The sequence below is a fragment of the Paraburkholderia humisilvae genome (assembly GCF_902859855.1).
Taxonomy (GTDB): domain Bacteria; phylum Pseudomonadota; class Gammaproteobacteria; order Burkholderiales; family Burkholderiaceae; genus Paraburkholderia; species Paraburkholderia humisilvae.
In genome coordinates this window covers 1-8282 of sequence record NZ_CADIKH010000133.1, presented here as the reverse complement: position 1 = coordinate 8282, position 8282 = coordinate 1, and the positions used below count along the sequence as shown (strand labels likewise).

General features: G+C 61.7%; 9 protein-coding genes and 1 pseudogene. 7 read left to right on the top strand and 3 right to left on the bottom strand.

Going from position 1 to position 8282, the window contains the following annotated elements:
• The 3 genes and pseudogenes from prpB to HV796_RS38995 all read right to left on the bottom strand — a co-directional run.
• A pseudogene (gene prpB / locus HV796_RS44810) lies at nt 1-146 on the bottom strand (methylisocitrate lyase); the annotation flags it as partial.
• Complete coding sequence (locus HV796_RS39000; RefSeq protein WP_175233122.1) at nt 143-1168, bottom strand: HpcH/HpaI aldolase/citrate lyase family protein; 1026 nt, start codon at nt 1166-1168, stop codon at nt 143-145. The gene HV796_RS39000 and the pseudogene prpB, both read right to left, overlap by 4 nt.
• Before the next feature lie 184 nt (nt 1169-1352).
• Entirely contained in the window at nt 1353-2333 is a 981-nt protein-coding gene (locus tag HV796_RS38995; RefSeq protein WP_175233121.1) for a malate dehydrogenase, read from the bottom strand.
• Between the two features lie 597 nt (nt 2334-2930).
• Here HV796_RS38995 and HV796_RS38990 point away from each other — a divergent pair.
• The 7 genes from HV796_RS38990 to HV796_RS38960 form a co-directional block, all read left to right on the top strand.
• Nucleotides 2931-3731 carry a GntR family transcriptional regulator gene (locus HV796_RS38990; RefSeq protein ID WP_175233120.1) on the top strand — a complete coding sequence of 267 codons (801 nt, stop codon included), beginning with the start codon at nt 2931-2933 and terminating at the stop codon, nt 3729-3731.
• A gap of 192 nt (nt 3732-3923) precedes the next feature.
• Nucleotides 3924-4340, top strand: a complete 417-nt coding sequence (sdhC, locus tag HV796_RS38985; RefSeq protein WP_175233119.1) for a succinate dehydrogenase, cytochrome b556 subunit — start codon at nt 3924-3926, stop codon at nt 4338-4340.
• A gap of 3 nt (nt 4341-4343) precedes the next feature.
• Nucleotides 4344-4712: a succinate dehydrogenase, hydrophobic membrane anchor protein gene (gene sdhD, locus HV796_RS38980; RefSeq protein ID WP_175233118.1), complete on the top strand. Its 369-nt coding sequence runs from the start codon at nt 4344-4346 to the stop codon at nt 4710-4712.
• A gap of 4 nt (nt 4713-4716) precedes the next feature.
• Complete coding sequence (gene sdhA / locus HV796_RS38975; protein WP_175233117.1) at nt 4717-6492, top strand: succinate dehydrogenase flavoprotein subunit; 1776 nt, start codon at nt 4717-4719, stop codon at nt 6490-6492.
• Between the two features lie 31 nt (nt 6493-6523).
• The gene (locus tag HV796_RS38970) at nt 6524-7225 is read left to right on the top strand and encodes a succinate dehydrogenase iron-sulfur subunit (RefSeq protein ID WP_175233116.1); all 702 of its coding nucleotides are present in this window, start codon (nt 6524-6526) and stop codon (nt 7223-7225) included.
• Between the two features lie 85 nt (nt 7226-7310).
• On the top strand, nt 7311-7583 hold the full coding sequence (locus HV796_RS38965; protein ID WP_175233123.1) for an FAD assembly factor SdhE: 273 nt from the start codon (nt 7311-7313) through the stop codon (nt 7581-7583).
• Nucleotides 7584-7679: 96 nt separating this feature from the next.
• Nucleotides 7680-8282, top strand: a 603-nt coding sequence (locus HV796_RS38960; protein WP_281369984.1) for a citrate/2-methylcitrate synthase, incomplete at its 3' end; no start/stop codon positions are given.

Sequence of the window (8282 nt, the reverse complement as noted above, 5' to 3'; positions counted from 1 at the left end):
CCGGACACGTAGATCGCCTTGAAGCCCGCCTGCTGTGCGAGCAGCGCGTGATTCGCGTTGATCGCGCCGACCACCTGAAGCGGTTTCTCTTCGGCGACTGCGGCGCGGAAAGCCGCGCCTGCCGATTGGCTTGCAGCGTTGCTCATGATGCGGCTCCTTGCGGATGGGCGGCCCCGGCGGTATTGGCGAACAGCGACGCCGCTTCGGCCGGCACCGCACGCCCAGTCGAGCGAGCGCGGCGCAGCACCGACCAGTAATAGCGATAGCTCGCGCGATCGTGCAATGTATCCCGGTGGCGCGTCGGGCCCCATTGCGCGGCCTGCGCGGCGAGCAGGATCTCAGTGGCGGTCGCGATTTCGTCGTCGCGTGGCGCGAACGCGGATACGATCGCGGGAATCTGCGCCGGATGGATGCTCCACATCCGCGTGTAGCCGAATTCGTTGCGCGCCCGCGCGGCGTCGTTCGCGACCACGCTCATGTCGCGCACTTCGGTCGACACGTTATGCGACGGCACCTTGCCGTGCGCATGGCAAGCCGCGGCGATTTCGAGCTTCGCGCGCCGTACCAGCGGATGATCGAACTGCGCTGGCGAGCGCATCGCGGTATCGGGAATCGCACCGTCGTGCGCCGATACGAAGTCCATCAGGCCGAAGCTCAGTGCTTCGACGCCGGGCAGCGCGGCGAGATCGAAGGCGCGCGCAAGCGCGCCATGGGTTTCGACCAGCAATTGCACCGGCACCGGCTGTGCGATACCTAGCTCGCGGCGCGTCGCTTCGATAAACGCGCACATTTCCGCGGCGTCCGGCACGCTGCGGACTTTCGGCAGCGTGATATACGCCGGCGCCCGCTTTGCCGCGCGCAGAATCACACGCACGTCGTCGCGCCAATGCGGGTGATGAAAATCGTGAATCCGCACGCCGACGCGGCCGAACCGGTCGTGCTCGCTACCGGCTAACGATGCGACCAGTTCGGCATGCTCAGTCTCGCGTCCGACCTGCGCACCGTCTTCGCAATCGAGCGTGACGTCGAATACCGGCCCGAGCTCCTGCTGCAGCGCGAGCGATTTCAGCATCAGCTTCTCGCTGCCGGCGTAGTGATCGCAGGCAGGTAGCACGGTCGGCGGCGCTTCGCCTTCAAACAGCACTTCGGCGGGGGTGAGGGCGCGCATTCTCGGCGTCAAAAAGCGTGGTTTCTAGTTGGAAAGGTCTATTCGAACGCACTCTGGGGCTCCAAAGCAGATTCGAATCAGAGGCGAAGGTCACGCAACGCAGCCTTCGCCTGATCAACCCGGCATGTAAAAAACCGGAACCCGCCGCGCTGCAACGAGGTCCCGGTTGATTCCAAGGGCCGGCTTACAGCAGGTGCTTGACACCGTCGCGCTCTTCGAGCAACTCGTTGAGCGTCCCGTCCATCTTCTCGCGCGAGAAGGCGTCGATTTCGAGGCCCGTGACGCGCTTGTACTCGCCGTTCTCGCAAGTAACCGGCACGCCGTACACGATGTCTTCCGGAATGCCATACGAGCCGTCCGACGGAATGCCCATCGTCACCCACTTGCCATTCGTGCCGAGCACCCAGTCACGCACGTGATCGATTGCCGCGTTGGCTGCCGATGCCGCCGACGACAGGCCGCGCGCTTCGATGATCGCCGCGCCGCGCTTGCCGACCGTCGGGATAAACACGTTGCGGTTCCATTCGTCGTCGTTGATCAGCTTCGTGAGCGATTGACCTTCAGCGGTTGCGACGCGGAAATCCGGGTACATCGTCGGCGAGTGGTTGCCCCACACCGCGAGCTTTTCGATCGATGCGACCGGCTTGCCGGACTTCGCCGCGAGTTGCGACAGCGCGCGGTTGTGGTCCAGACGCAGCATTGCGGTGAAATTCTTCTTCGGCAGGCTCGGCGCCGACTTCATGGCGATGTATGCGTTGGTGTTCGCCGGGTTGCCGACCACCAGCACCTTCACGTCGCGGCTGGCGACGTCGTTCAGCGCCTTGCCTTGCACCGTGAAGATTTCGGCGTTGGCCGACAGCAGGTCCTTACGCTCCATGCCCTTCGAACGCGGACGCGCGCCGACCAGCAGCGCAACGTCGGCATCCTTGAACGCGACTTTCGGGTCGTCAGTGACCACGACACCCGCGAGCAGCGGGAACGCGCAGTCTTCGAGTTCCATCACGACGCCTTTGACGGCGGCTTGCGCTTGCGGCAGGTCAAGCAACTGCAGGATCACCGGTTGGTCCTTGCCGAGCATATCGCCATTGGCGATGCGAAATAGCAGGGAATAACCGATTTGACCTGCGGCGCCAGTGACGGCAACGCGCTTTGCGGGCTTAGCCATTGAGAAATCTCCAGGACGGTGCGTTAGTGCGTTAGACGCTTGAGAAAACGCCATTTTATATGCGCGTTACCCGAAGCGTGGCAAACACGGTGAACTCTATGCGCAGCGGCGTGGCACTCAAACGTGCCTGCCACGCGCTGCAACCAGGCTGCCGCGCCGGCCGCCAACGGACGGCGAGACTGCCGAGCAGAGCGCGGATACACCGCTCGCGGCGCGATAGCGCGCGTGGCTCGCTGCGACCTGCGAATCCTGCAATAGCGCATTTCGGCGAGCGTCGATGAGGCCGCATGAGGCTGTGGTCGGGCCCGTTGGGCGGGGCCGCTCGAGGCCTTCTGGGGCCATTCGTGAGGCGGACGGCAGGCGAATCGAAAGCTGGACTGATGGGGCGCAACGTGCGCAGGACGGTATTCCAGACTACGCCTTCGCTTGCATTCCACCGCTGGCGCGTAACCTGAAAACTACCCGCAAACCCTTGCTCGACAAGGAGTGTAGGAGTGGGCGGACACAAAGTCAACAGTATCTTATGTCTTATATAAGACATAAGTATCAGCCCAAAATGTGTGGACGCCAGGCGACCCTTTATGATGAAATGCGCGAATGAATTCGAACCAGGCGAGCTCCGCGAATCCGATTGGCCCGGCGGGCACGGGCGAAGGCTTGCCTGCTTCCGCATCGTCTTCGTCGCCCACGTTCAGTCCGCTTTACCAGCAGATCAAAGGCATCATTACACAAAGCCTTGAATCCGGCGAATGGAAGCCCGGCGAAATCATCCCCAGCGAAGTCGAACTGGCCGCCCGTTACAAGGTGAGTCAAGGCACCGTGCGCAAGGCGATCGACGAACTTGCCGCCGACAATCTGCTGGTGCGCCGGCAAGGCAAAGGCACCTTTGTTGCAACGCACAACGAAGACCGCGCCCAGTTTCGCTTCCTCAGATTACTCGCCGATGACGGCGTCGAGCATCCGCACATCAGCAAGCTGCTCGAATGCCGGCGCTTGCGCGCATCGGCGGAGATCGCGCGGCAACTCGACCTGAAGCCGTCGGATCCGGTCGTGCTGATCAAGCGCCTGCTGCGGTTCGACGGCGACGACACGGTGCTCGACGAAATCTGGTTACCCGGTGGCGTGTTTCGCGGGCTTACGCTCGAGCGTCTGTCCGATTACAAAGGCCCACTCTACGCGATGTTCGAAACGGAGTTTGGCACGCGGATGATTCGCGCGTCCGAGAAGATTCGCGCGGTGGCGGCGGACCCGGCGGTTGCCGATCTGCTGCATGTGCCGCCGGGTTTTCCGCTACTGTCGGTGGAGCGGGTGTCATACACGTATGGCGATCGACCGGTCGAAGTGCGGCGTGGTTGGTATGTCACAACCGGCTATTACTATCAGAACGATCTCAGTTGATGCAAGTGATAAAACGGGCGTAGCTTGCTTGCAAAGTGTTGTGCAGCAGGTTGTGCAGCAGGCAATGAAGCGGACGATGAATCGCCTTTATTGCCACCGATATAAAGCAGTCTTGAGCAGATGTTCGCTGCAGCGCGGAAAGAAAAGGCGCTAAAATCGCGGATTAGTGTGACTACATAGTAGGGGTCTAGCATGGCTGAAGCCGTAAAAAAACCGAGGCCGGAATTCCGGAACATCGGTATCGGGCAGATTCTGACGGCGTATCGTCTCCCACTAGCGGGGCGTGTGTCGATTTTGCACCGCGTCAGCGGCGCACTGCTCTTCATCTTCCTTCCGTTCCTGCTGTACCTCTTCGATCAAAGCCTCACTTCCGAACTCAGCTTCGAAGTCTTCAAGGTCTTTCTCTCCAACATCATCGTCAAGCTGATCACGCTGGTTCTCGCGTGGGCTTTCCTGTTTCACTTCTGCGCCGGTATCCGTCACCTCGTGATGGACACCAACCACAACGCGGTGTCGAAGGAAAAAGGCAAAAGTACGTCAGTCGTCGTGCTGGTCGTGTCGTCGCTGCTGACCATCGCGTTCGCGCTCAAACTGTTCGGAGCCTTCTAAAAAATGTCCTCCCATAACCGAATCGGTTCGAAGCGCCTTGTCGTCGGCGCACACTATGGCCTGCGCGACTGGCTCGCGCAGCGCATCACCGCGACGATCATGGCGATCTACACGGTGATCCTGCTGGTCTGGTTCTTCACCGCGCAGGCATTCTCATACGACGGCTGGGCGTCGATCTTCGCGACCCAATGGATGAAGCTCGCGACGTTTGTCACGTTGCTGTCATTGTTCTATCACGCTTGGGTCGGCATTCGTGACATCTGGATGGACTACATCAAGCCGGTCGGCACGCGGCTCGTCCTTCAGGCGCTGACGATCGTCTGGCTGCTCGCGTGTGCGGGCTACGCCGCGCAGATTCTCTGGAGAGTGTAAAAGAATGGCTGCAATCAAAAATTCTCTGCCGCGTCGCCGCTTCGACGTGGTGATCGTCGGCGCGGGCGGCTCGGGAATGCGTGCGTCGTTGCAACTGGCGCGTGCGGGCCTGTCGGTGTGCGTGCTGTCGAAGGTGTTTCCGACGCGTTCGCACACGGTGGCCGCGCAAGGCGGCATCGGCGCGTCGCTCGGCAACATGAGCGAAGACAACTGGCACTATCACTTCTACGACACGATCAAGGGCTCCGACTGGCTCGGCGACCAGGACGCGATCGAGTTCATGTGCCGCGAAGCGCCGCATGCCGTCTACGAACTTGAACACATGGGCATGCCGTTCGACCGCAATGCGGACGGCACGATCTATCAGCGCCCGTTCGGCGGCCACACCGCGAACTACGGCGAAAAGCCGGTGCAGCGCGCGTGCGCAGCCGCTGACCGTACCGGCCACGCACTGCTGCATACGCTGTACCAGCAGAACGTCGCGGCGAAGACGCAGTTCTTCGTCGAATGGATGGCGCTGGACCTGATCCGCGACGCGGACGGCGATGTGCTTGGCGTGACCGCGCTCGAAATGGAAACGGGCGACGTCTACATCCTCGAAGGCAAGACCACACTGTTCGCCACGGGCGGCGCGGGCCGCATCTTCGCGGCGTCGACCAACGCGTTCATCAACACCGGCGACGGCTTGGGCATGGCGGCGCGCTCGGGCATCGCGCTGCAGGACATGGAATTCTGGCAATTCCACCCGACTGGCGTGGCCGGCGCGGGCGTGCTGATTACCGAAGGCGTGCGCGGCGAAGGCGGCATTCTGCGCAATGCGGACGGCGAGCGCTTCATGGAGCGTTACGCGCCGACGCTGAAAGACCTCGCGCCGCGCGACTTCGTTTCGCGTTCGATGGACCAGGAAATCAAGGAAGGGCGCGGCGTCGGTCCGAACAAGGACCACGTGCTGCTCGACCTGTCGCACATTGGCGCAGAGACGATCATGAAGCGTCTGCCGTCGATCCGCGAAATCGCGCTGAAATTCGCGAACGTCGACTGCATCAAGGAACCGATCCCGGTCGTGCCGACCATTCACTATCAGATGGGCGGCATTCCGACCAATATGCACGGTCAGGTGGTCGGCACGTCACGCGATCACGAGGAGCCGGTCAACGGTTTCTACGCGGTGGGCGAATGCTCGTGCGTGTCGGTGCACGGCGCGAACCGCCTCGGCACGAACTCGCTGCTCGACCTGGTGGTGTTCGGCCGCGCGGCCGGCAACCATATCGTCAAGCGCGCGGGCGAAATGAAGGAGCACAAGCCGCTGCCGGCCGACGCGGCCGACCGCGCACTCGAACGCCTCGCGAAGCTCGAAGCGTCGTCGTCGGGCGAGTACACGCAGGCGATCGCAAACGACATCCGTGCGTCGATGCAGTCGCACGCCGGCGTGTTCCGCACGTCGAAGCTGCTTGCCGAAGGCGTCGAGAAGGTGAATGAACTGAAGGAACGCGTCGCCAACGTGCACTTGAAGGACAAGTCGAAGGTGTTCAACACGGCGCGGGTGGAAGCGCTCGAACTGGCGAACCTGATCGAAGCGGCGCGCGCGACGATGGTGTCGGCCGAGGCTCGCAAGGAAAGCCGCGGCGCGCACGCGCAGAGCGACTATGAACATCGCGACGACGATAACTGGCTGCGCCATACGCTGTGGTTCAGCGAAGGTGATCGCCTCGACTACAAGCCGGTTCACATGAAGCCGCTGACCGTCGAATCGGTGCCGCCGAAGGCACGGACCTTCTAAGGCGCAAGCCACACGTCAAAGGACCCACAATATGGCCAAGCGTATTTTCGAAGTTTACCGCTACGACCCGGACCAGGACGCAGCGCCGCGCATGCAGACGTACGAGCTCGAAATCGAGCATGAACGCATGTTGCTGGACGCGCTCGTCAAGCTGAAAGCCGTCGATGAAACGCTGTCGTTCCGTCGCTCGTGCCGCGAAGGCGTGTGCGGCTCGGACGCGATGAACATCAACGGCAAGAACGGCCTCGCGTGCCTGACGAACCTGAACGATCTGCCGCATAAAATCGTGCTGCGTCCGCTGCCGGGTCTGCCGGTCGTGCGCGACCTGATCTGCGACTTCACGCAGTTCTTCAACCAGTATCACTCGATCAAGCCGTACCTGATCAACGACACGCCGCCGCCGGAGAAAGAGCGCCTGCAGTCGCCGGAAGAGCGCGACGAGCTCGACGGCCTGTACGAGTGCATTCTGTGCGCGAGCTGCTCGACGTCGTGCCCGAGCTTCTGGTGGAATCCGGACAAGTTTGTCGGTCCGGCGGGCCTGTTGCAGGCCTATCGCTTTATCGCGGATAGCCGCGATCAGGCGACCGGCGAACGCCTCGACAACCTGGAAGATCCGTACCGTCTGTTCCGCTGCCATACGATCATGAACTGCGTCGATGTGTGCCCGAAGGGCCTCAATCCGACGAAGGCGATCGGTAAGATCAAGGAATTGATGGTGCGCCGCGCTGTCTGATATGAGTAACCCCCACGCTCCCTATCAGTCGCTGCCCCCCGAGGGGGAGGTCAGTTCGCTTGGGAGCGGCCCTGCGCGTACTGACATGGACCGATCACCACATCAGTCCGATCCCCTACGCCGCGCACGCCTACGTTGGCGCGCGCGGCGCGGCCTGCTGGAAAACGATCTGATCTTCGAACGTTTTTTCAGCCGATATGAGCATGACCTCAGTGATGCGGACGTCGGCGCGTTGACGCGCTTGCTGGAGCTGAGCGATAACGACCTGATGGACTTGCTGCTCGCCCGCAAGGAACCTGAAGGCGACCTGGCCGACCCGGACGTCAAACGGGTCCTCGACATGCTGCGGACGGCCTAGTCTGGTTGATGTCCAGTTCGAACCGTGCGGCGTGCGTGGCCGAAAAGGCGTGCAATTATCGAAACCCTGTTTCCTACTTTCGATTGAGGATGTGCTATGACCCCGTCAGATGTTAAAGCCACGCTATCGTTCAGCGACAACTCGCCGAGCGTTGAAATGCCGATCTACAAGGGCACGTTGGGCCCGGACGTGATCGACATTCGCAAACTGTACGGCCAGACCGGCAAGTTCACGTATGACCCGGGCTTCATGTCGACGGCGTCGTGCAACTCGGCGATCACGTACATCGACGGGGACAAGGGCGAACTGCTGTACCGAGGTTTTCCGATCGACAACCTCGCGCAGAATGCGGACTTCCTCGAGACCTGCTACCTGCTGCTGAAGGGCGAACTGCCGAACGCGCAACAGAAAGACGAGTTCGTGAAGACCGTCACCAATCACACGATGGTGCACGAGCAGATGCAGTTCTTCTTCCGCGGTTTCCGTCGCGACGCGCACCCGATGGCGATTCTGGTGGCGGCAGTCGGCGCGCTGTCCGCGTTCTATCACGACTCGCTCGACATCAATAACCCGCGTCACCGCGAAGTGTCGGCAATCCGCATGATCGCGAAGCTGCCGACGCTGGTTGCGATGGCGTACAAGTACAGCATCGGCCAGCCGTTCGTGTATCCGCAGAACGATCTGTCGTACAGCGCGAAC